17 protein-coding genes and 2 pseudogenes are annotated in these 20364 nt (G+C 64.2%); 11 read left to right on the forward strand and 8 right to left on the reverse strand.

Annotation, left to right across the window (positions count from 1 at the left end; translation table 11 throughout):
- Positions 1-40 precede the first annotated feature (40 nt).
- On the forward strand, positions 41-1321 hold the full coding sequence (locus GWG65_RS29525) for a lipoprotein-releasing ABC transporter permease subunit (protein WP_275199024.1): 1281 nt from the start codon (positions 41-43) through the stop codon (positions 1319-1321).
- A gap of 7 nt (positions 1322-1328) precedes the next feature.
- Positions 1329-2030 (forward strand): ABC transporter ATP-binding protein, encoded by a 702-nt coding sequence (locus tag GWG65_RS29530; protein ID WP_275199025.1) that lies wholly within the window; start codon positions 1329-1331, stop codon positions 2028-2030.
- Between the two features lie 127 nt (positions 2031-2157).
- Here GWG65_RS29530 and GWG65_RS29535 read toward each other — a convergent pair whose 3' ends face one another.
- Entirely contained in the window at positions 2158-3237 is a 1080-nt protein-coding gene (locus tag GWG65_RS29535) for a zinc-binding alcohol dehydrogenase family protein (protein ID WP_275199026.1), read from the reverse strand.
- Positions 3238-3344: 107 nt separating this feature from the next.
- Between GWG65_RS29535 and GWG65_RS29540 the strand changes: the two genes are divergently transcribed.
- The 3 genes and pseudogenes from GWG65_RS29540 to GWG65_RS29550 all read left to right on the forward strand — a co-directional run bounded on the left by GWG65_RS29540 (position 3345) and on the right by GWG65_RS29550 (position 4864).
- Complete coding sequence (locus GWG65_RS29540; RefSeq protein WP_275199027.1) at positions 3345-4199, forward strand: helix-turn-helix transcriptional regulator; 855 nt, start codon at positions 3345-3347, stop codon at positions 4197-4199.
- 111 nt (positions 4200-4310) lie between these two features.
- A pseudogene (locus GWG65_RS29545) lies at positions 4311-4520 on the forward strand (IS5/IS1182 family transposase); the annotation flags it as partial.
- Positions 4520-4864 carry a hypothetical protein gene (locus GWG65_RS29550; protein ID WP_275199028.1) on the forward strand — a complete coding sequence of 115 codons (345 nt, stop codon included), beginning with the start codon at positions 4520-4522 and terminating at the stop codon, positions 4862-4864. The pseudogene GWG65_RS29545 and the gene GWG65_RS29550, both read left to right, overlap by 1 nt.
- Here GWG65_RS29550 and GWG65_RS29555 read toward each other — a convergent pair.
- The 5 genes and pseudogenes from GWG65_RS29555 to GWG65_RS29575 all read right to left on the reverse strand — a co-directional run bounded on the left by GWG65_RS29555 (position 4838) and on the right by GWG65_RS29575 (position 8736).
- A complete protein-coding gene (locus GWG65_RS29555) occupies positions 4838-5245 on the reverse strand; it encodes an avidin/streptavidin family protein (RefSeq protein WP_275199029.1) in 408 nt (135 codons plus the stop codon). The two genes, GWG65_RS29550 and GWG65_RS29555, sit on opposite strands and share 27 nt — an antisense overlap.
- A 16-nt stretch (positions 5246-5261) precedes the next feature.
- Positions 5262-6110 (reverse strand): CHAD domain-containing protein, encoded by an 849-nt coding sequence (locus tag GWG65_RS29560; protein WP_275199042.1) that lies wholly within the window; start codon positions 6108-6110, stop codon positions 5262-5264.
- A 147-nt stretch (positions 6111-6257) separates the two neighbouring features.
- Positions 6258-6767, reverse strand: a pseudogene (locus GWG65_RS29565) (CYTH domain-containing protein); the annotation flags it as partial.
- Between the two features lie 380 nt (positions 6768-7147).
- A complete protein-coding gene (locus GWG65_RS29570) occupies positions 7148-8038 on the reverse strand; it encodes an MBL fold metallo-hydrolase (protein ID WP_275199030.1) in 891 nt (296 codons plus the stop codon).
- On the reverse strand, positions 8038-8736 hold the full coding sequence (locus GWG65_RS29575; protein WP_275199043.1) for a tripartite tricarboxylate transporter substrate-binding protein: 699 nt from the start codon (positions 8734-8736) through the stop codon (positions 8038-8040). The genes GWG65_RS29570 and GWG65_RS29575 overlap by 1 nt, the downstream gene beginning before the upstream one ends.
- Between GWG65_RS29575 and GWG65_RS29580 the strand changes: the two genes are divergently transcribed.
- Complete coding sequence (locus GWG65_RS29580; protein ID WP_275199031.1) at positions 8724-9470, forward strand: IclR family transcriptional regulator C-terminal domain-containing protein; 747 nt, start codon at positions 8724-8726, stop codon at positions 9468-9470. The genes GWG65_RS29575 and GWG65_RS29580 overlap by 13 nt on opposite strands.
- Positions 9471-9543: 73 nt before the next feature.
- On the opposite strand, the gene GWG65_RS29585 is transcribed toward GWG65_RS29580, so the two are convergent.
- Complete coding sequence (locus GWG65_RS29585; protein WP_275199032.1) at positions 9544-9687, reverse strand: hypothetical protein; 144 nt, start codon at positions 9685-9687, stop codon at positions 9544-9546.
- Positions 9688-9733: 46 nt separating this feature from the next.
- Entirely contained in the window at positions 9734-10111 is a 378-nt protein-coding gene (locus GWG65_RS29590) for a response regulator (protein WP_275199033.1), read from the reverse strand.
- Between the two features lie 561 nt (positions 10112-10672).
- On the opposite strand from GWG65_RS29590, the gene GWG65_RS29595 reads away from it, so the two are divergent.
- The 5 genes from GWG65_RS29595 to GWG65_RS29615 all read left to right on the forward strand — a co-directional run.
- Entirely contained in the window at positions 10673-11278 is a 606-nt protein-coding gene (locus GWG65_RS29595) for a Crp/Fnr family transcriptional regulator (protein WP_275199044.1), read from the forward strand.
- Positions 11279-12401: 1123 nt separating this feature from the next.
- Entirely contained in the window at positions 12402-13127 is a 726-nt protein-coding gene (locus GWG65_RS29600) for an outer membrane beta-barrel protein (protein ID WP_275199034.1), read from the forward strand.
- 489 nt (positions 13128-13616) lie between these two features.
- Complete coding sequence (gene dnaE / locus GWG65_RS29605; protein WP_275199035.1) at positions 13617-17120, forward strand: DNA polymerase III subunit alpha; 3504 nt, start codon at positions 13617-13619, stop codon at positions 17118-17120.
- A gap of 119 nt (positions 17121-17239) precedes the next feature.
- The gene (locus GWG65_RS29610; protein ID WP_275199036.1) at positions 17240-17767 is read left to right on the forward strand and encodes a DUF2846 domain-containing protein; all 528 of its coding nucleotides are present in this window, start codon (positions 17240-17242) and stop codon (positions 17765-17767) included.
- Positions 17768-18050: 283 nt separating this feature from the next.
- A partial coding sequence (locus tag GWG65_RS29615) for a caspase family protein (protein WP_275199037.1) occupies positions 18051-20364 on the forward strand: 2314 nt, incomplete at its 3' end.

Below are 20364 nucleotides of genomic sequence, written 5' to 3' on the forward strand. Positions count from 1 at the left end.
TCCGGCCACATTTGACCCCGAATCATGGGATTATCGAGCGATGGATGAGACCATGACCGAAACCGCGAAAACCGCGCCTTTTGCGCCATTCGAGTGGATGCTGTCGGCGCGTTACTTACGGGCGCGCCGCAAGGAGGGATTCATCTCGGTCATTGCCGGGTTCTCCTTTCTCGGCATCATGCTGGGCGTGGCGACGCTGATCATCGTGATGGCCGTGATGAACGGCTTCCGGAAGGAGCTACTCGACAAGATTTTGGGCCTCAACGGCCATATCCTGGTGCAGCCGCTGGAATCGCCGCTGACCGACTGGAAGGACGTGGCCGAACGGATCAGCCAGGTCGAGGGCATCCGGCTCGCAGCTCCCGTGGTCGACGGCCAGGCGCTGGCGTCCTCGCCCTGGAATGCCTCGGGCGTGCTGGTGCGCGGCATTCGCTCCGACGATCTCAACAACCTCACCTCGATCGCTAAGAACATCAAGCAGGGCTCGCTCGACGGCTTTGACGAGGGCCAGGGCGTCGCGATCGGCCGCCGTTTGGCCGACCAATTGTCGCTGCATGCCGGCGACAGCGTGACACTGGTGGCGCCGAAGGGCGCGGTCACCCCCATGGGCACGACGCCGCGCATAAAACCCTACAAGATCGTCGCGGTGTTCGAGATCGGCATGTCCGAATATGATCTCGGCTTCGTCTTCATGCCGCTTGCGGAAGCGCAGGCCTATTTCAACCGCAGCAGCGACGTCACCTCGATCGAGGTGTTCACCACCAACCCTGATCGCATCGACGCGTTCCGCAAGGCGGTGACGGATGCCGCGGGCCGACCGGTGTTCCTGGTCGACTGGCGCCAGCGCAACTCCACCTTCTTCAACGCGCTCCAGGTCGAGCGCAACGTGATGTTCCTGATCCTGACCATGATCGTTCTGGTCGCGGCGCTCAACATCGTCTCCGGCCTGATCATGCTGGTGAAGGACAAGGGCAGCGACATCGCGATCCTGCGCACGATGGGCGCCTCGCAAGGTTCGATCATGAGGATATTCCTGATCACGGGCGCCTCGATCGGCGTGGTCGGCACGCTGGTCGGCTTCTTCGTCGGGCTCGTGATCTGCCTCAACATCGAATCGATCCGGCAATTCCTGTCCTGGCTCACCAGCACCGAGCTGTTTTCGCCGGAGCTTTATTTCCTGTCGAAACTGCCCGCCGAGATCGACATCGGCGAGACCACGGCGGTCGTCATCATGGCGCTGACGCTGTCGTTCCTTGCGACGCTCTATCCGTCCTGGCGCGCCGCGCGCCTCGATCCCGTCGAAGCGCTGCGGTACGAGTGAGGGGCTGATGGAGCAGCAGGGGGCTGAAGATGTACCGGTCATTTATCTCCACGAGATAAAGCGGCAGTACTTGCAGGGCGAGGCGACGCTGACGATCCTGGACGGCGCCAAGCTCGCGCTGTGGGCCGGGCAGTCGGTCGCGCTGGTGGCGCCGTCGGGCTCGGGCAAGTCGACGCTGCTGCATATCGCAGGCCTGCTCGAAGCCCCCGATTCCGGCGAGGTCTATGTCGGGGGCCTACCGACCTCGCAGCTGCCCGACATCGAGCGCACGCAGCTGCGCCGCACCGATATCGGCTTTGTCTACCAGTCGCACCGGCTGCTGCCGGAGTTCTCGGCGCTGGAGAACGTGATGATGCCGCAGATGATCCGCGGCCTGAAGAAGTCCGAGAGCGTCAAGCGGGCCAAGGAGATCCTGGGCTATCTCGGGCTCGGGGACCGCATCACGCATCGTCCGGCCGAGCTGTCCGGCGGCGAGCAGCAACGCGTCGCGATCGCGCGCGCGGTGGCGAACGCGCCGCGGGTGCTGTTCGCGGACGAGCCGACCGGCAACCTCGATCCGCACACCGCGGACCACGTCTTCCAGGCACTGATGCAGCTCGTGAAGGCTACCCAGGTCTCGATGCTGATCGCGACCCACAACATGGAGCTCGCCGGCCGCATGGACCGGCGCGTGTCGCTGTCGGACGGCCAGGTGGTCGAGCTCGAATAAAAAGCGCGAAAACAACCCCATGCACAGTAGCCGGCCTCTGCCGGCGACGAGCGGGGTGAGGCGCTCCAGCTCTTTGATATCTCCAGCAAACCCGCTGCGGCGGCGCATCGCCGCAGCGGCCGGGAGATTACGGCCTGATCACCGTTAATTTGAACGGCCCGGCATGGGCCGCGGCATGCGCCACCGCCTCGTTGGCATGGTCGAGGTCGAAGGCCTTTGCCTCGTATTCTTCCAGCCGCAACAGCCCGGACCGCACCAGCGCGATCAGGCGCGTGGCCGCATCTGGCGGATACATCCAGACGCCGTGGATGCTGATGCAGTTGCGCATGATCCAGGGGTAGGGCAGCTCGAGGCCGGCGCCGCCGGCCATGCCGACCCCGCCCATCAGCGCGACGCGGCCATAGGGGCGCACCGTCATGATCGCGGCGCGCACCACGGTCGTGCTCACTGACGGCGGCATGATATCGAGCACGCAATCGATCGGCCCTGGCGCGGCGCGCTTCATGCTCTCGCGGTCGTCGTTCTCATTGCCGGAGAGCTTGACCGGCTTCACCCGGCCGCCGAAGCGGCGGACGAGATCGGTGAGAATTTTTTCGTTGCGGCCGGGCGCCACCACGCAGGCCGCGCCCATCGCGAGCGCGACCGATACGGCCGCGCTGCCGAAATTGCCGGTGGCGCCGCTCACCAGCACAGTCTCGCCGGGCTGAAGGTTGGCGGCGAGGAAGCCGCCATAGGGCACCAGCAGCGTTCCCAGCGCGCACCATTGCGTGGCTTCCCCGGACGTGATCGCACCGAGGGGTTTGACGTTCTCGGTCGGCACCCGCATTTGCTCGGCAAACGAGCCGTGGCGAAAATGCTTTTGCAGGAGCAAGCCGCCCGTACCGGCGGCAGTCAGTCCTTGCAGGGCGATGTCGGGCGCAACGGCGTCATCGCGCGACCGCACCGTGGGATCGCAGAACACCCAGTCGCCGATCGCGAGCTTGGTTGCGTCCGGCCCGACCGCACGCACCCGGCCGATGCCGCCCGGACCCGGGATGATCGGCAGATCGAGCGCGTAGTTGCGCACCCCGCTGAAGACCTCGTTCATGTAGGACAGCACGCGGGTCGCGACGACATCGACGATGACCTCGCCGGTGCCGAGCACCGGTTCCGGGGCATTCTCGATCACCAGCGGCGATCCAAGAGATTTCAGTACTGCGGCTTTCATGGTGTCCACCTCATGTTCGGGTGAGGCCCATATACGCGTGCTTGAACGGGCAGGAAGGCCTGGTATTATCCTAGTATTGTTCGGACCCTCCATCGCGGAAGCAAGTCATGGCCGACCCACGACGCGTCGAATTCGGCGATTTCCTCAGGTCCCGCCGCGAAAAGCTGTCGCCGAAGACTGTCGGGCTGCCCGCCGGCCAGCGGCGGCGCACCGCGGGCCTGCGCCGCGAGGAGGTGGCGCAGCTCGCCGGCATCGGCGTCGACTGGTACATCCGGCTCGAACAGGGCCGCACCGTCAGCCCGTCGGTCACCACCGTCGATGCGCTGGCCCGCGCACTGCGCCTCAGCAAGACCGAGCATGCCCATCTCAAGGCGCTGGCACGCGACGGCGACAAGCGCGCATTCACGCGCGAGACCGTGCCGCCGCCGATCCTGCGGCTGATCGAGAGCCTCAGCCATCCGGCCTACATCACGGGCCGGCGCTGGGACGTGCTGGCCTGGAACAATGCCGCGGAGGCGGTGTTTGCGTTCGGGCGGCTGCCCGAGGAGGATCGCAACACGATGCTCCTGATGATGACCAACAAGCAGACGCGCAAGGCTTACGGCGCGGGCTGGGCGGACGTGGCCAAGCGCATGGTGGCGATGTTTCGCACCACCCACGACGTCTGGGCCGGCGATCCCGCCTTCGCGGACCTGCTGGCGCGGCTGCGGCAGGGCAGTCCGGAATTCGTCAGATGGTGGGAAGCCCACGAAATCCGCAGCACCGCTTCAGGCCTCAAGACCATGTCTCATCCCACCCTCGGCGTGCTGCATTTCGAGCATACGAGCTTTCAGGCCAACGACGATCCGGCGTTGAAGCTGGTGATCTATACGCCGGTGAAGGGCGCGGGGTCCGCCACGAACGATGCCGGATCCGCGATGAAACAGCGCCCCGAAACATTAGATAGGGGCATCCGGCGATAAGCGTCGCCGCCGGCAGGGTCAGGATCCATGCGAGCACGATGTTCCCTGAGCGCGATCATGAGGGCCACACCGAGGAGGGGCAAACCGCCAAGTGCAAGCGGCTCGCCCACCCTCGACGGGCGAATGACCCGGCACGGCCGCCATGCCGCGAGCCAGCGCATCCGCAAGCGCATCGAGGAGGCATTCGGTTGGATCAGGACGATCGGCGGCCCAGAGAAGACCCACTTCCGTGGCCACGATTGCTTCGAATGGGCCTTTACCTTCGCTGCCGCCGCCCACAATCTAGTGCGGCTGCCTAAGCTGATCACGGAGACCGGCTGATGGCCAAGGTGCCCGGCTTCGCCAAGGCTTTTGCCGGCCGCTGGCGCATTGTCGAAATGGACAATTGGGACAGCGATTTCCTCGATCTTGTCGGAGAGGCGTATGTCACCTTCGAGGGCAAGTCCGAAGGTGAAATCGCCTTCGGTGCGCTGAAGGGCTTTCTCGACGTCCGCTACGGCGCGCGAGACGGATCGGCCTGCGCGGAGTTCTCTTGGGAAGGGCACGACGAGAACGACCCCGTCTGCGGTCGCGGATGGGTTACGATCGGCACAGCGGGCAGGCTCGTCGGCCACTTCTATATCCACAATGGCGACGATTCAGGCCTCGTTTGCGAACGCGGCTGATTTCTTCAACAGCTTGCTAGGTCCGAAGGTGTCGACATTGGTTGTCACGGCGCGCCACCAGTTCACGGGTTTGAGCGTTGCGGGATCGCCCTCTCTGGCGGCGCTCAGCGCTTGATCGGCGACCACGAACCAGGCGGTTTCGATTTTCCCGTGACGCAACAGTCCCGTGTACGAAACAACCCGGTCGCCCGTGACGGACGAGCCTACGGCGACAAAGCCAATACAATTGCCTTTGTGAAGCCCGAGAACCGGAACTGTTTGCCCATAAAAGCCGCTGTCTTCGAATGCGGTTTCGAAATTGCCCTCGATGCGGCCCTCTGCATCGCTTGTGATGCGCAAGATTGAGCCGAATTGATTTTGCCAATTGCCGACCCACGCCATACCGGTGCTCCCAAGGTCACTTGCTCGGCTGGACATTCAGGCGACGCAATCGGCGCAGCGCCATCGACGCGTCCTCGATCAAGTCCTGAGCCGCCTCGCGCTCCTGCCCCACGATGAATCCTGCTGCAAAAGCCTGGGCGCGCCGGTTTGCGGGAGGCGCCTCTAATGCGGCCTGGGTCGCCAACTCGCGATGAACCATGAAATCGTTCAACGATCCCAAGGCGGATTGAATCTGCTTTAGCCGGTCGGAAAGTCTGGCGACCTCGCTCTGGTCGCGATCCCGATACAGGCTTCCGAAGAAGTCGATGGCATACCGGATTTTCTTGATCCTGATGCGCAATTTGTGGCGCTGCCCTGGATCAAGATCCCGCAGCAGCTTGCCTTGCTTTCGCGCTTTCTTGATCCGCTGGTCGAGCACTGCCGCGGCGTAGACTGCGATCGTTTGATCATCAGCGCCGCGGGGGCGTTCGGATTCTATCCACTCGGTCGCATCAATCAGAAGGCGGCGGTAGCGGGCCGAATCAATAGCGTCACGGGCGCGCCGGAAGGCGGCCATCCGTTGCGCCGAGAACTTCTTGCGAATCGCGCGAAACCCACGCTTTGGGACGTTCTGCTCGGCGATCGGCTGAATACTTTCCTTCAGAAAAACGTCGATCTCTCGCGCCGGCGCAAGCTCGCCCGTGAGCCATCGGAGTTCAGTCTTGATCCGGGCCGTGCTCGCTCGTGGCAGGATATCGTCGAAAAGGGAGATGGCTGCCCGCAACCGCCGCAGGCCGACACGCATCTGATGAACGCCCTCGGAATCCATATTGCGCACCGGATCGGCATTGGCGGTGATGTGCCGAAGTGTCGAATGCGCGATCACACGGAAGGCATCTGGCGGTGAAAGGTCGTGCTTCAGCCGGATCGGCTCGGCGCGCTGCGCGCCTTCGCCCTCTCGCGCCAGGAGCTGGTAACCTCGCTCGGATTTCGAGTGCGGATCGAGCTCGGCGCCGGTCTTGCGTTCGATGTCTCGCGCCAAACGAAACAGATCTGCGATACCTCCAGTCTTCAACTCCAGTTCGAGCTCGGCGATAGGTCGCGAGCGGCGGCCGGCGCGGATCCGGCCGCGGTCGACCGCGAGCTCGATCTGGCTTCTCCGGACCCGCCGTATCTCCGCCGTCCGATGCACGTCGGTCTGAAACACCGGTTTGAGCTTGCGAGGGAGTTTTTTGGTGGCCACGCCGTCGAGCGCTGTGTTCCTCGCTCGCTTGAGGTCAGGCTTTGCGCCGCTGACCTCATGCTCCCATTCGCCACGTGTCACGCTCCCCGAGCCGCCAGCCTTCACGGTTTGGACGTAGCGGCCTTCGACCTTGCGCACCCGAAGCGTGAGGCCATTTCGTTTGAGCTTGTGCTTGCTCGTATCATAGTAATTTGACACGAGCGCCTGCTCGGATCGATCGCGCCGGCCGCTGCCGTTCCGCAGGATGGATGCCAGCTTTCGTGGCGCAACCTGGAATTTGAGTTCCGTTTCTGCGTTCATTGCGCGTGCTTCCGTCACTCGATTTCAAAAGTGGCGCGACGGGGAGAAGTTCCGAGCCGGCCAGCATTGCGGTTCGTTGGCGAAGGCCGTGAGAGGTCATGGAGACTTCGCGGAACTTGGGCGTAAGCCGTCAATTGATGCAAGCATCCGATCCATCGCAGGAGGATCTCGTCAGTAGAGCGAACATGATCGCGATCCTTGTCGGACTGAAAGCATTCCACCACCGAGCTTCTAGGCCAGTGACGATCCGGCGCTGAAACTGGTGATCTACACGCCGGTGAAGGGCTTGAGCATTTAGTCTGAGCGGACGGACGCCGAATTCTGGTGGCTACGCTGAAATGATCAATCGGAGCATCGCCGCTGCGTCCCACGGCCGACTCTCATCGGGGCAAACGCCGAACGGCTACGGTGGTGCCAATTTCAAACGACATCAGGTCCTCTCCCACCTCGAGAGGTCCCGCGTAGGTTTCCCGGGTTTGGGCGACGAGTTCCTGAATGGACGGCGGAGCGATGTCCTCGCCCGCGAGCATCACAAGGTGCGTGTAAGCTGCAAGCTTCGGCTTCGTCCTCGCAAATACAAGTCCCGCCTCCCGAGGGGTCGTGTGGTGATTGAGAATGCGCCGGATGTGTGGATCAACCGCCAATTCGGGTCGTGCCATCGCGACTTCGTGGATCAACAGATCGGCCCCGGCGCCGAATTTGACGACGTTCTCGTTGTAACGCGTATCCCCCGAGATCACGGCGGAGCGGCCGTCGTATTCGACACGATAGCCGTAGGCTGGCTTGATCGCGTCACCATGGTCGACCGTGAAGGCGATCACACGCAAGCCGCCGCTTTCGTAAACGATACCGTCTCGCGCGAACTCTTCTGTCGTGATGGCGGCGTGCGCCCTTGCAAGTTTTTCGTCCTCCACCCGAATTTCGACGTCGCGGGCGTAAGCCGCCTCCAGATGTCGCATCAGTTCGTTCGTCCCGGTCGGCCCGATCACGTGGAATGGCTTTTGCCGCGCGGCAAAATACGAGCCGAGCCAGCCGGTCAGCCACAGATCGGGAATGCCGACGGTGTGATCGGAATGAAAATGCGTGAGCAGCAGGGCGTCGATACGGCCGATCGGAACCCCGAGCTCAAACAATCGGATTGTGGCGCCGCGCCCGGCGTCGATGAGAATGGTCCGATCGCCGGCCTGGATCAGCGTAGCCGGACCAAAGCGGTCGGGACGGGGAATAGGAACCCCTGTCCCGAGCAACGTCACCCGAAACATCGAAGCCATTAAGGTGCCACCTTGATGTTGGCCTCTGTCACTACCTTCTTCCAGTGCGCAACCTGTTCGCTCACCAGACTGCCATATTCAGCGGATGTTCCACCGACCGCTTCAGCACCAAGCTTGGCAAATGCCTCGCGAACGGACGGCTTGGCGAGCGCCTTGTTGATGGCGGCGTTCAGTTGCACGACGACGGCCGGCGGCGTCCCGCGCTTCACCGCGAATCCGGTCCAGTCCTCCACGACGAGTGAGGGAAATCCTGCCTCCACGATGGTGGGAACTTCGCTCAGCGCCGCCACCCGTTTCGGTCCGGTGACGGCCAGGGCACGCAGCTTGCCCGTCTTGATGAGGTCAATGACGGGGAGCATGGTGATAAACATGAACGCGTGGGTGCCATTAAGCAGATCGCCAATGGCCTGAGGAAACTGCTGATACGGTACGTGCTGCGCCCGGACCCCGGCCTCCAGCTTGAATTGCTCGCCAATGAGATGGGCGGGCGTGCCAAATCCGCCAGAGGAAAATGTCAGCTTGTCCGGCTGGCTTTTCAGGAGGCTCACAAGTTCTGCAACCGTGTTCGCCGGCACCGACGGGTTGACCACCAGGACGTTGTAGGACACGGCCGCCTTGATCACGGGCTCGAAATCTTGCTCAAGATGATACGAGATGTTGGGAACCAGTGACGGAGCAACCGTCGATGGTAATGACATCGCCAAAAGTGAATGCCCATCTGCAGGTGCACGTTCTCACGCGGATCTCCAAGCCCAGCCTGCTGCGCATACTGCGTACACTGGCGCAATCGGGCGTGATTACGAGGCGTCTGGCCGATGGGCGCTACCGTGTCGGATCGAATCTTTTGCAACCGCCGTCCCGGCGTGAGCATCGCGATCGCATCGCCGAGGCTGCCGCTCCGATTCTCGAACGACTTTGTCAGCGCGCCTCCTGGCCCTCCGACTTAATGGTGCCCTCGGGAGATCACCTCGAGATTCGAGAGACCACCCGAACCCGGAGCCCGTTCTTGCTGGACCGGGAGCGCGTCGGTTGGCAGGTGAATTGGCTACGGAGTGGCGTCGGCAGGGCTTATCTCGCCTTCTGTCCGGCGAAGGAGCGGCAGCGGGTAATCAACTTGCTACGTTCGTCCTCCCGGCCCGAGGACGGCCTAGCGCGGGATCCGGAAAGGCTGAACGCGATTCTGGCGGAGACGCGGGCGCGCGGATACGGAACGCGGGATGCAATGCATCTCGGCGGACAATATGGTGGTCCGCCGCACGCCGATGGCCTACTGGCCATCGCGGTGCCCCTACAGGACGCCGGCCGCACCATTGGAGCCATCAACATGCTGTGGCTCCGCCCTGTCTTTACCGTCGAAGCATTTGCGGCGCGCTATTTGTCGGATCTTCAGGCCGCCGCGGCGGAAATCGTGGTCTCGTTGCGAAAGCGCTGACGTTGCCGGCTCTGTTGGCGGAAAGCGCGCGAGATCCGCAGCAGTGCCTCGTGTGGCTGGACCATGCCTCACCTTACCAATGGCGGGCTCCAAGCGCTTCCTTGCAGCGTGACGCGAAGGCCACGAGGTATTCGCCGATCTCTTCGGCAAAAGCGTCAGTGGGCTCGATATCTTGCGCGCTCATGTTGAGCGCATAAACCGGCAGGCCCTCGATCATGATCGGCGGCGTACGAGACCAGATGAACAAAGCCCGGCGCGTGTTGTCATTGTCCGACCATCTCACCCAGCAGGCCCGTGAGTTCGGCCATGGGATATGGCTTTTGCAGATAGCGCCCGCCCTCCGGCAGATCGTCGTCTCGCAATTTGACCTGACCGGACGTGGCGATGATCCTGATCGGCGGCCAACGGTAGCTGATGAGGTGGGCGAGCTTCAGACCGTCGATTGAACCGGGCATCTGAACATCGGTAAAGACCGCACGGATATCGGCTCGCTTCTCGAGGATCGAGATTGCTTCGATTGCGCTTCCGGCTTCGATAACGTCAAACCCGGCGGCCTGGAGGGCTTCAGTGGCCGTCCATCGTAGCAGAATATCGTCCTCGACAACGAGCACGAGGGGGCGACTGCAGGCGCGATGCTGCATGACGTGGCTTCCTCGGCAATATCGCAGGATGCGCCCTATGCCCGCTTTCCCGGGCAGTTGCGCTTCACCCTGTTCCTTCGTCGGATACCGGACAAAGGCGGTGTTGTAAGGCGAACGACGAATTCCGTCGTTCGTTCCGGCCAAGAGGCAAATTTATGGCCGATTTGGAATTATTTGTCTCAATCGGCGCCGCGGTGCCTGGTTGCCGGCAATGGCAGCCAGAATGGTCGGGAATCGTACATATAGAGGCCGTGGACGCAAATAGATCACACCTGCGCGCCAGAGAGTGCTATATTTTTTGGGTTATCCGTCGAGATAGCCAAGGGCAGGCCAAAGACGGGTATCGGACCGACAAGGGTTTGTGCCGATCCTAGTATCTGGCAAATTCCCGCGGAGCGCCCCCTCGGAGCGCAATCTTTCCCCTGCGGTATCATGCCCGACCGACCGGGCCGAAAGCCGTAGTTGCACGCACCTTCGCCCACTTCACTGGATAACAAGCTACTTGCGCTGTTGCCGCGCAGGGATTTCGATGCGCTCGAACCGCATCTGGTGACGAGGTCGTTGGCGCAGGGCGAAGTCATCTATGAGGCCGGCGCCGAGGTCGATCACGTTTATTTCCCTCACAACGGCATGATTTCGATGCTCGCGGTGATGCGGGACGGCAAGGCAATCGAAACTGCGACGGTCGGGCGCGAAGGCGTGGTCGGTGCAATGGCCGGACTGGGTTTGTATACGTCACTCGTTCGCGTGGTGGTCCAGTTGCCGCTTCACTGCAGCAAAATCGCTGCGGCGCCGTTCCGGAAAGCGGTTGGTGCCAGCGATGCGCTTCGCGATGTCTGCGTGCGCTACAACGAGGTCATGTTGACACAGGCTCGCATCACTGCCGCCTGCAATGCGCTGCATCAGATCGACGAGCGCTTCTGCCGCTGGCTGCTGCAATCTTCCGATCGTGCCGCGAGCGACACTGTCAGCCTGACCCAGGAACTGCTCGCAGAAATGCTCGGCGTCCGCAGGACTTCCGTGACCGAAGTCGCGCGCAAGATGCAGGACAAAGGCGTGATCACATATGCGCGCGGTGTCATCAGAATCCTGGATCGAGACGCGTTGAAGCAGCTGTCCTGCGAGTGTTACGAGACCCTCGTGGAGCAGGAGGCAACCCTCACCTAGTTCGACGGAAGTCGAAGCCTTTCGGCGGCTTCAATGCGCTGTTGGTCCCGGCCCGGCGGGCGGCGATACCGGGGGATCGGCGGCCAGTCGCCTGGTTTCGATATGTCCGCACTTGATGCACTCGAAAGTTCTGTCTTCAATACCATCGGCATCGAGGACGACGTCGGTGCTGATCATCCGCATCTGACACTTGGGGCACCGCGGACGTATCGGCAACAGCTCGGGATCGGGCTTCGGCATTGATGGCCTTAGCCTCGAGTTCCGATTTCACGGAATGCCGCCGCGACCCGCTGCATTGTCTCGGGCGTGCCGCGACGCTCGAGCCAGAGCAGCCCCATCGCCAATTGCCTCAGATCGTTTCTTGCATGCCCAACCGGCAATTTACGTGCTCTGCGGAGCGCATCCGCGGCATGTCTCATGAGCGGCGAAGGCGCGATTGCATCGGGTTTGCCGGTGGACATGGCGGTTACCTATCAGCAGATAAAAAAGGGTTCATGGCGGCCGCAGTCTCAAGCTGCCTGAATTTTTTCGCGCAGTTACTCTCGTTCAGGACCATCGGAAAGCCGAGAGGGCTGCGCCTCAAGACGCTCTTTGTGATGCGGCAATATAGCTTTCGTAAGTATGCGGTTCGGATCGGTGTTTCATGACAGCTCATTCGCGCGGACCTGGCGGCGGATGGGGCACGGAAGAAATCTAGCGCTACTGATCGTTGGACGTCTGTTCGCTACCCGACTTGTCGGCAGCATTTTCCGGTTGCGTTCAGTTGCGCGTGCGGGCGCGATGACCGCGAGGTGGGCGCGGCCCACCTAGCGCGGTGACGAGCGCGACCACAAATGTGGCGACAATGGGGAGAGCAAACAGTGCGCGCATCTCGATACTCCAATCACGCGATTGTGCGCGCGACGTTGTTACGCGCGCATCCTGCGTATGTCGTGTAGTCGGCAATGGAATGCATGAAAACTCTTGTTTCAAAGGGTTTCCAGCGCGCGCTGCTAAACGTTCGTTAATGAAGCGCGGGCCTTTGGAGCGGACTGTTGCGTCGAGGTTACAGCAATTCCGTCGATCGCTGGTAAGACGGCGCCACGGCCCGGGGGCCTACTGAAGAAACTGGAACGGGAATCAAATGAACAAGAATCTGTTGCTTGCCGCTGTGAGCCTCGTCGCGCTGAGCGCCGCTGCACCGGCGCTGGCGGCTGACCTCGCTGCGCGGCCCTACACCAAGGCGCCGGCGATGGTTGCTGCGATCTACGACTGGAGCGGCTTCTATATCGGCATCAACGGCGGCGGCGCCTCCGCGCGCAGCACCTGGGATGCGGTTGGCTTCGGTCGCGAAGGCTCCCACGATGCGACCGGCGGCACGGTTGGTGGCCAGATCGGCTATCGCTGGCAGTCCGGCCAGTGGGTGTTCGGCGTCGAAGGTCAGGGCAACTGGGCCGACTTCAGCGGCGACAACCTCAGCTCGCTGTTCGCAACCCGCAATCGCTCGAAGATCGACTCGTTCGGTCTGATCACCGGTCAGGTCGGTTATGCCTGGAACAACGTCCTGCTCTACGCCAAGGGCGGTGCCGCTGTGGTCGGCGCCAAGTACGAAGTCTTCAGCACCGCCTCCGGTGCGCTGCTGGGCTCGAACGACCAGACCCGCTGGGGTGGCACGGTTGGTGCCGGCCTCGAGTACGGCTTCGCGCCGAACTGGTCGGTTGGCGTCGAGTACAACCACATCTTCCTGCAGGACAAGGACGTCTCGTTCGCGCTGGTGCCGTCGACCGATCGCATCCGTCAGGACGTCGACATGGGCCTCGTCCGCCTGAACTACAAGTTCGGCGCCGGCCAGATGCTCGGTCGCTACTGAGATTAATCGCTCCATTCGAGCGGTTGACGAAAGCCCCGGCCTTGCGCCGGGGCTTTTTTGTTGTTCGGGTTCAGCGAGTTAACCATCGCGCTGCGAGATGGCCGAGATTGCTTGACTCCTGAGAACGAAATGAGAACAATGTTCTTCATACGTTCCAGCCAAGGGAGCAAGCCATGTTCAGGATTTTCGTGGAAGAGGCCGCCGCACTGGCGTCGATCACGCTGTTCGTCGGGATGATCGCGATCTGGGCCCAGGTGCTTCCGCAGCTCTAGGGGCGGCTCAGTGCCCGCTTGTGAGTGCCCGCTTGTGAGTGCCCCTTGTGAGTGCCCCCTTGGGGATAAGCGGGACGACGCGGCCGATCGGCCGCTCCGGCGTGGACTCTGGCGCGGCGACGCCCCACCATTGTGAGGCGAGTCGGCCGGGCGAATGCAGGATGCCCCTGGGGCCGGCGACCGCTCCATCTCATCTGCAAGAGGCCGTCACGCGACCATGCCGAGCGCCGGATTTGTCCACCTTCACGTTCATTCGGCCTATTCGCTGCTCAAGGGCTCGATCAAGATCGCCAAGCTCGCCGAGTTGGCGAAGAAAGATCACCAGCCGGCCTTAGCGCTGACCGACACCGACAACCTGTTCGGTGCGCTGGAGTTCTCCGACAAGATGGCTGGCTCCGGCATCCAGCCGATCGTCGGCTGCGAACTCGCGATCGATTTCGGCGACCAGGATCCGAATGCGCGGAACGCGCTTCTGCCGTCGCGCGTGGTGCTGCTGGCAGCGCAGGAGCGCGGCTATCGCAGCCTGATGCGGCTGAACTCGCGCGCGTTCCTTGAGACGCCCGACACCCACGCCTCCCACATCAAGTTCGACTGGCTCGAAGGCGAGACCGAAGGCCTGATCGCGCTGACGGGCGGTCCGGACGGGCCGATCTCGCTGGCGCTGCAAGGAGGCCATTCCGAGCTTGCGGCCGCACGCTGCGAGCGTCTCGCCAGCCTGTTCGGCGACCGCCTCTATGTCGAGTTGCAGCGCCATGGCCTCGACAAGGAGCGGCGCATCGAGAGCGGGCTGATCGACATCGCCTATGCGAAGGGCCTGCCGCTGGTCGCGACCAACGAGCCGTATTTCGCCGCGGCCGACGACTACGAGGCGCATGACGCGCTGCTCTGCATCGCCGGCGGGCGGCTGATCGCGGAGACCGAGCGCGAGCAGCTCACGCCCGATCACCGCTTCAAGACGCGCGCCGAGATGGCGGTGCTGTTCGCCGACATTCCGGAGGCGCTGGCTTCTACCGTCGAGATCGCCGAGCGCTGCTCCTTCCGCCCGATGACGCGCAAGCCGATCCTGCCGTTCTTCACCGTCGGTGCCGCGTCGAGCTCGGACGCCGCCGCGGTCGAGGCGGCCGAATTGAAGCGGCAGGCGGAGGAGGGGCTCGCCAACCGCCTGCGCGTGCATGGCCTGTCGCAGGGCACGACGGAGGAGGACTACAGCAAGCGTCTGGCGTTCGAGCTCGACGTCATCATGCGCATGAAGTACGCCGGCTACTTCCTGATCGTGTCCGACTTCATCAAATGGGCGAAGGGGCAGGGCATCCCGGTCGGGCCGGGCCGTGGCTCCGGCGCAGGCTCGCTGGTCGCCTGGGCGCTGACCATCACCGACCTCGACCCGATCAAGTTCGGCCTACTGTTCGAACGCTTCCTCAATCCGGAACGCGTCTCGATGCCGGACTTCGACATCGACTTCTGCCAGGACCGCCGCGGCGAGGTGATCCAGTACGTCCAGCAGCGCTATGGCCGCGACCAGGTGGCGCAGATCATCACCTTCGGTACGCTGCAGGCGCGTGGCGTGCTGCGCGACGTCGGCCGCGTGCTGCAGATGCCGTACGGCCAGGTCGACAAGCTGACCAAGCTGGTGCCGCAGAATCCGGCCGCGCCGGTGACGCTGGCCGCCGCGATCGAGAGCGAGCCGAAGCTGCAGGCGTTTCGCGATGAAGACCCGGTGGTGGCGCGCGCCTTCGATATCGCGCAGCGCCTCGAAGGCCTGACGCGGCATGCCTCGACGCACGCGGCCGGCATCGTGATCGGCGATCGCCCCCTGAGCGAACTGGTGCCGCTCTACCGCGATCCCAAATCCGACATGCCGGTGACCCAGTTCAACATGAAATGGGTCGAGCCGGCCGGCCTCGTCAAGTTCGACTTCCTCGGCCTGAAAACGCTGACCGTGCTCGATGTCGCAATCAAGCTGCTCAAGCCGCGCGATATCCACGTCGATCTCGCGACGCTGCCGATCGACGATGCCGAAAGCTACCAGATGCTGGCGCGCGGAGACGTGGTCGGCGTGTTCCAGGTTGAAAGCCAGGGCATGCGGCGGGCGCTGATCGACATGCGCCCCGACCGTTTCGAGGACATCATCGCGCTGGTCGCACTGTATCGCCCGGGTCCGATGGCGAACATCCCGACCTATTGCGCGCGCAAGCACGGCGACGAGGAGCCGGAATATCTGCATCCCGTGCTGGAGCCGATCCTGAAGGAGACCTTCGGCGTCATCATCTACCAGGAACAGGTGATGCAGATCGCGCAGGTGATGTCGGGCTATTCGCTCGGCGATGCCGACCTCTTGCGGCGCGCCATGGGCAAGAAGATCCGCTCCGAGATGGAGAAGCAGCGCGAGATCTTCGTAGCCGGCGCGGTGAAGAACGGCGTGCCGAAGGGGCAGGCCGATACCATCTTCGAGCTCTTGGCGAAGTTCGCCGACTACGGCTTCAACAAGAGCCACGCGGCGGCCTACGCGCTGGTGTCCTACCACACCGCCTACATGAAGGCGCATTACCCGGTGGAGTTCATCGCGGCGTCGATGACGCTCGATCTCAACAATACCGACAAGCTCTCGGAATTTCGCTCCGAGGCGCAGCGCCTCGGCATCAAGGTCGAGCCGCCGAATATCAACCGCTCCGGCGCGACCTTCGAGGTCGGCGACAAGACCATCTACTACGCGCTCGCCGCTTTGAAGGGCGTCGGCATTGCGGCCGTCGAGCAGATCATCGCGGAGCGGACCAAGAACGGCATGTTCACGTCGCTTGCCGATTTCGCCGCACGCGTCAATCCGCGCGCGATCAACAAGCGCATCATCGAGAGCCTGGCTGCCGCCGGGGCCTTCGACACGCTGGAGCCCAGCCGCGCGCGCGTCTTTGCCGGTGCCGATGCGGTGCTCGCCGCCTGCCAGCGTTCTCATGAAGCCGCGACCATCGGCCAGAACGACATGTTCGGCGGCGCCGCCGACGCGCCGACCATCATGCTGCCGCAGGTCGAGCCGTGGCTGCCGGCCGAGCGGCTGCGGCGCGAATACGACGCGATCGGCTTCTTCCTGTCGGGCCATCCGCTCGACGATTATGCCACCGTCCTGAAGCGGCTGCGGGTGCAGAGCTGGGCGGAGTTTTCGCGCGCGGTAAAGACCGGCGCCACCGCCGGCAAGGTCGCGGCCACCGTGGTGTCGCGCATGGAACGACGCACCAAGACCGGCAACAAGATGGGCATCATGGGCCTGTCCGATCCAACCGGCCATTTCGAGGCGGTGCTGTTCTCCGAGGGCCTCGCGCAATATCGCGACGTGCTGGAGCCGGGCGCCGCGGTGCTGCTCCAGCTCGGCGCCGAGCTGCAAGGCGAGGACGTCCGCGCCCGCGTGCTGCACGCCGAGCCGCTGGATGACGCCGCCGCCAAGACCCAGAAGGGCCTGCGCATCTTCGTGCGCGATACCAAGCCGCTGGACTCGATCGCCAAGCGTCTCGCCGGACCCGACATGGCGGCCTCGAATGGCGCCGCGGCAAAAGTCGGCAGCGCAGGCGCCGCGCCGCGCTCCAACGGCGATGGCGAGGTCTCGCTGGTGATGATGCTCGATCTCGAGACCGAGGTGGAGATGAAGCTGCCCGGCCGCTTCAAGGTCTCGCCGCAGATCGCGGGCGCCATCAAGGCGGTCGCGGGCGTCGTGGACGTGCAGCAGCTGTAACCGCATTCGCTGCCCTGTTGCAGTCGGTCCATCATTCTATGAAGTAGCCATGCCAGATCAGTTGCAACCTTCCGCTGTTTTTGGCTAGCATGCCTCCGGGGAATGATTTGGGGGCGTTTATGCTGCGACTGGGCGTGCTGTTGCTTGCCGTTGGTGCCATGCTGGCGGGCTGTGTCAGCGATCAGGTCGGAACCGACTTTGCGTCGGTGTCACGAAAGGTGGGACCTCCGCGCGCAGGGCAGTCGCGCATCGTGTTCTTGCAGGACAAGCGGAACGGCCTGAGCATGGCGTTCTGCGCCTGCGAGGTGAAGCTCGATGGGGCGCCGCTCGGAAAGGTCCTGGCCGGAAAATATGCCTATGCCGATCGTCCGGCCGGCCGTCACGACGTGCTGGTGACGGAGCTGATGTTTCCCGGCGACACCAAGCGCGAGATCATGATGGAATCCGGCCGGACGCATTTTTACCTCATCAAGAGCAGTGCCAGGCACGATGCTACGACGGGGGGAGCGATACTCGGCGGCCTGGCTGGGCTTGCCGTCGTTTCCGTCGCGACGGCTGGCGAGGCAAATCCCGGCCCGGCGGAGGTTGTGCCACTCGACGAAGCGACCGCGCGCACGAAGCTCGCCGAGTTGCAGGCCATCGAGTAGGATGCGCCGCATCATTGCCGCGACGCGGCCGTGGAGCAGGGCAGGCTAAGGTCTTGGGCCGATTTTCCGGCTTACGACGGAGGCGGTCGGTCTGATCGCGCCGGGCTGAATGACCTGGCCTGGCCTTGCAGCGACTTGCGCTCGTGAGGCTGACTTGAAGCTGACGAGGGGAGCGTCCCGGTCATGCCGCCGCCTCAATCCCAGCCTCTCGTTCAACTGCCGTTCAGCCGGCCGCGCGTTTCATGCGTGGTGGCACCTCAACAACAAACTGGGCAAGCAAGCCATGCGTGGGACTTACAAGGCCTTCCTCTGCCTCCTCTTGCCGATCCTGCTTCTTGCCGCAGGCGCGCTCGCTCCGGCCCGCGCCCAGCAGCAGGAAAAGCGCATCGCGCTCGTGGTCGGCAACGGCGCCTATGCCAAGTCCGCGCTGGCGACGATGGCGAATGATGCCGGACTGATCGCGCAGACGCTGCAGGCGGCGGGCTTCGACGTGGTCGGAGCACGCGATCTCGACGGCGACACGCTGCGCAAAAGTTTTCGCGATTTCATTCAGAAGGCTCAGGCCTCGGGCCCGGGCACCGTCGCGATGATCTATCTGGCCGGCTACGGCATCCAGCTCGCCGGCGAGAACTATTTCATCCCGGTCGATTCCAACATCGCGCGCGACACCGACGTTCCGACCGAAGGCTTGCGCGTCAGCGATTATCTCCGCCAGCTCGCCGCCCTTCCGCTCAAGGCCAACATCGTCGTGCTCGATGCGGCGCGCGCGCAGCCCTTCATCGAGGGCGGCCAGCAGATCGCGAGCGGGCTGGCTCTGGTCGAGCCCGATGCGAACATGCTGATCGCCTTCAATGCAGCGCCCGGCACCGTCGCGCCTGAAGAGCCCGGACCTTACGGCATCTACGCCCAGTCGCTGGCCGAGATGATCCGCACCGGCGGCCTATCGCTGCCGGAGGTGTTCGACCGCGTTCGCCTGCGCGTCAACGAGGCCAGCAAGGGCGCGCAGGTGCCCTGGAACGAGCAGAAGGTCACCGCGCAATTCTCATTCTTCGAGCGCGGGCCCGATGCGCCGCCGCCGCAGTCCACGCCGGACCAGGTCGCGGCGATCCGCAACAAGCCGATTCGGGATCTCGGCGCGCAGGATGCCTACGCGGCCGCGCTCGAGCGCGACACGCTGCCGGTCTACGAAGAGTTTCTCGCCGCCTATCCGAATGATCCCCTGTCGAAGCGCGTCATGGCGATTGTTGCAGCGCGGCGCGAGGCGATCACCTGGCGGCGGACCTATCGGAATGACACGCCGGAGGCCTATTGGTCGTATCTGCGCCGCTATCCGCGCGGTCCGCATGCGGCCGACGCGCGCCGGCGCCTGGCGATTCTGACCGCGCCGGTCGAGCCGCCGCCGAGCTTTGCGATGATCGATTATGACGTGCCGCCGCCGCCGCCGGAGGAGATCGTCTATGTCGACCGTCCCGTGCTTCTGTTCGGCGATCCCGTGTTCGACTTCGCACCGCCGCCGCCGCCGCCAGTCTACTATTTGCCGCCGCCGCCGCCGGACTTCGTCGTGCTGCCGCCGCCGTTGCCCGTGGACGGCCTGTTCGTGCTTCCGCAGCCGGTGTTCGTGCCGATCCCGGTGTTCGTCAGGCCACCGCTCTATGTCGCGCCGCCGCCGAACAACATCATCTATCAGAACATCCATAATACGACGGTCATCAACACGGTCATCAACCGGCCGCTGGCACAGCCGGCGGGGGCAGGCCCCGGACCGGGCAATCTCGCCCCGGCCGTTGCCGGCCGCCCCAACCCGGTAGGGCCGGCGGTGCCGCAGGCCGTCGCACAGCGTGCGGCCCTGATCCAGCAGGGCAAGGCACCGATGCCGCCGAGCGCCGCGATCAATCCGACGGCGCGGCCCGCGACGCCGGCTGCCGTTGCACCAGGCGCGCCGACGCCCGGCCCACAGAAGCTGCCGCAGGCAGGCACGCTGCCTGCGCCCGGCACGCCGGTGCGTCCGGGGGCAGGGCCGACGCCACCTTCGGGCGCAGCTCCGAATGGCAAGCCGGCCCCGACGGCAACCGCGCCTGCGGCCAATGCTCCGCCGGCGCAGGCCAATGCGCCCGCGGCAGCTCCTGCGCCAGGGCAGCCGAACGCGCACGCACTTCCGGTTCCCGGTGCCCATGGAACGCCGCCGGTGCCCGGTCGAACCGGTCCGCCGCCAGCCACGGCCCAGACGCCCGGCGGCCACGCTCCTGGTAACCAAGCTCCCGGTAGCCAAGCTCCCGCTAGCCAAGCTCCTGGCGGCAAGCCTGCGCCAAATGCGCCGGCACCGACCGCTGCCGCGCCAGCCACCGCAACGCCGCCGGCCGTTGGAAGGCCGCCTGGATCAGGCCACGCCGTCGCGCAGCCTCCAGCGTCTGCGACCGCCAAGCCGGCCGTAACCTCTGTCAAACCGGCGGCTCCTGCGCCGCCACCGCCGGTGGCCCGGCAGCAGGTGAGGCCCGAACCACCACGCGCCGCAGCTCCGCCGCCGCGTCCGCAGGTCACGGCGCGCCCCGCGCCAGCGCCGCCGCCGCCGCGGGCAGCCCCACCACCTCCGCCGCGGA

This window comes from Bradyrhizobium sp. CSA207 (assembly GCF_029051685.1).
GTDB lineage: Bacteria > Pseudomonadota > Alphaproteobacteria > Rhizobiales > Xanthobacteraceae > Bradyrhizobium.

Bases quoted from the DNA above. Each gene is read 5' to 3' on its own strand.
- GWG65_RS29525 (WP_275199024.1), top strand. From the start codon at position 41: ATGGATGAGACCATGACCGAAACCGCGAAAACCGCGCCTTTTGCGCCA.
- GWG65_RS29530 (WP_275199025.1), top strand. From the start codon at position 1,329: ATGGAGCAGCAGGGGGCTGAAGATGTACCGGTCATTTATCTCCACGAG.
- GWG65_RS29535 (WP_275199026.1), bottom strand. From the start codon at position 3,237: ATGAAAGCCGCAGTACTGAAATCTCTTGGATCGCCGCTGGTGATCGAG.
- GWG65_RS29540 (WP_275199027.1), top strand. From the start codon at position 3,345: ATGGCCGACCCACGACGCGTCGAATTCGGCGATTTCCTCAGGTCCCGC.
- GWG65_RS29550 (WP_275199028.1), top strand. From the start codon at position 4,520: ATGGCCAAGGTGCCCGGCTTCGCCAAGGCTTTTGCCGGCCGCTGGCGC.
- GWG65_RS29555 (WP_275199029.1), bottom strand. From the start codon at position 5,245: ATGGCGTGGGTCGGCAATTGGCAAAATCAATTCGGCTCAATCTTGCGC.
- GWG65_RS29570 (WP_275199030.1), bottom strand. From the start codon at position 8,038: ATGGCTTCGATGTTTCGGGTGACGTTGCTCGGGACAGGGGTTCCTATT.
- GWG65_RS29580 (WP_275199031.1), top strand. From the start codon at position 8,724: ATGGTAATGACATCGCCAAAAGTGAATGCCCATCTGCAGGTGCACGTT.
- GWG65_RS29575 (WP_275199043.1), bottom strand. From the start codon at position 8,736: ATGTCATTACCATCGACGGTTGCTCCGTCACTGGTTCCCAACATCTCG.
- GWG65_RS29585 (WP_275199032.1), bottom strand. From the start codon at position 9,687: ATGATCGAGGGCCTGCCGGTTTATGCGCTCAACATGAGCGCGCAAGAT.
- GWG65_RS29590 (WP_275199033.1), bottom strand. From the start codon at position 10,111: ATGCAGCATCGCGCCTGCAGTCGCCCCCTCGTGCTCGTTGTCGAGGAC.
- GWG65_RS29600 (WP_275199034.1), top strand. From the start codon at position 12,402: ATGAACAAGAATCTGTTGCTTGCCGCTGTGAGCCTCGTCGCGCTGAGC.
- dnaE (WP_275199035.1), top strand. From the start codon at position 13,617: ATGCCGAGCGCCGGATTTGTCCACCTTCACGTTCATTCGGCCTATTCG.
- GWG65_RS29610 (WP_275199036.1), top strand. From the start codon at position 17,240: ATGCTGCGACTGGGCGTGCTGTTGCTTGCCGTTGGTGCCATGCTGGCG.